The following is a 1,441-nucleotide window of genomic DNA, read 5'->3' as shown; positions in this document are numbered from 1 at the left end:
TGTCCCAGTAATAATAAATATATGAGAAATAGCACTTAATATTTTTCTAGGTTTTGAAGCTTCTGGTTTAATTATTAAATTTGATTTAACCATTGCTTCAACCATACGGTTATCAGAAATCTGAGGCATTGATGCTAATTTCCTAGCTGTTTTTTGCGCAGCTTGAGCAATATCTGCATAAATAAAAGATGAGAGCCTATATTCAACAATGGCAGAAACTAAAACGATAATTGCACCAGATCGAGCAAACCATATAGTATTTTCTGTAGACTGCACATCAAACCAAATTGAGGCAACGCTACAAAGAATGCCAATTAATAACAATACCCACTCAAATTTATATTTCGAAAATTCCACCACACTTCCTAGTAAACCTAACAGCTTATCGAACCCCACTTTAGCGTGTTATAACACCCCAAAAAGGCATATTTTACGCTGTTCGATAATTACACCAAACAACTCGTTTATAAACAGACAATTACAATTACTATTCAGTAGCCTTTGTAATTTAACCCCAAAACGACTTTTAATAATGTTATGGGACAAAACTTACATGGCTGTATTTATACACAGCAATTAATTCTATTTTTATTTAACGAAACCTTTAACTAAACGATTTATAAAATTATCACTCATTTTCAAACCTTGTATCGTTCTCACAAGGTTTTCCATCTCCGTCACCATCCATTTTTGTATTCGGGCAGTTATTAATAAAAAACACAGCCTCTTCGCGTGAGCGCATTTCAGTACAATATTGCCTACCATCACACGTAAAGTTTTGCGTGCTTTTAGGAATAACGACTTTCGGGTATTTTTCATCAAAGGTGGCTAAATCATCATTAGTGGCTAAATCGTCATTGGTGATAATGGGTATTTGGCTGCTTGAGTGGGCGTTGTATTTATTAAATGCATATAAACAAAGCACAGCAATAAGACCAATTGAGGCGACTTTACCTAAAAAACTACTGGCAAAATTAGATTTGGCAATACGGTACGGCTGTTGATTGCTTTTTTGGTTAGGTGATTTAGCTGATTTAGATGATTTAAGCTCTGCAACGCCTTCTATGCGGCAGTTAATTGCTTTGGTTTTACCGTCGGGCTGTGTTGCTACTTCAAAATAAATAGTGTCGCCAATTTTTGGCTTGCGGCTCATGTGTTTGAGCGCTGATATGTGTACAAATGTGTCGTGCTCTAGAGTGTCTGATTTAATAAAACCAAAACCTTTGTCGGTTTTCCACGACTTTAACAATCCTTTGTTCATGTATCCACCTGCTCTGCTTAAGCTGCGTTTCACGCAAATTCCATTTAGTTAACAGTTGTTATTATACGTCCCTAAATTAAAACCATGCAACTACTTATTCATGTTAGGTTAATTTAGGCACTCAGAAAAGCTGCTTAATACTTAAACTCGTATGTTAAATGTCTAACTATTTTGCTATAG

Annotated in this window: 2 protein-coding genes; both read right to left on the bottom strand. The window is 35.4% G+C overall.

Going from position 1 to position 1,441, the window contains the following annotated elements; genetic code table 11:
- Window positions 1–357, bottom strand: a 357-nt coding sequence (locus GQR46_RS19640) for a hypothetical protein (protein WP_165742215.1), incomplete at its 3' end; no start/stop codon positions are given.
- A 271-nt stretch (window positions 358–628) separates the two neighbouring features.
- The gene (locus GQR46_RS19635) at window positions 629–1,261 is read right to left on the bottom strand and encodes a cold shock domain-containing protein (RefSeq protein WP_165742213.1); all 633 of its coding nucleotides are present in this window, start codon (window positions 1,259–1,261) and stop codon (window positions 629–631) included.
- Window positions 1,262–1,441: the final 180 nt, after the last annotated feature.

It is taken from the genome of Pseudoalteromonas sp. Z1A6, from assembly GCF_011378745.1.
Classification (GTDB): Bacteria; Pseudomonadota; Gammaproteobacteria; order Enterobacterales; family Alteromonadaceae; genus Pseudoalteromonas; species Pseudoalteromonas arctica.
This window is presented reverse-complemented; position numbering and strand designations above follow the sequence as displayed.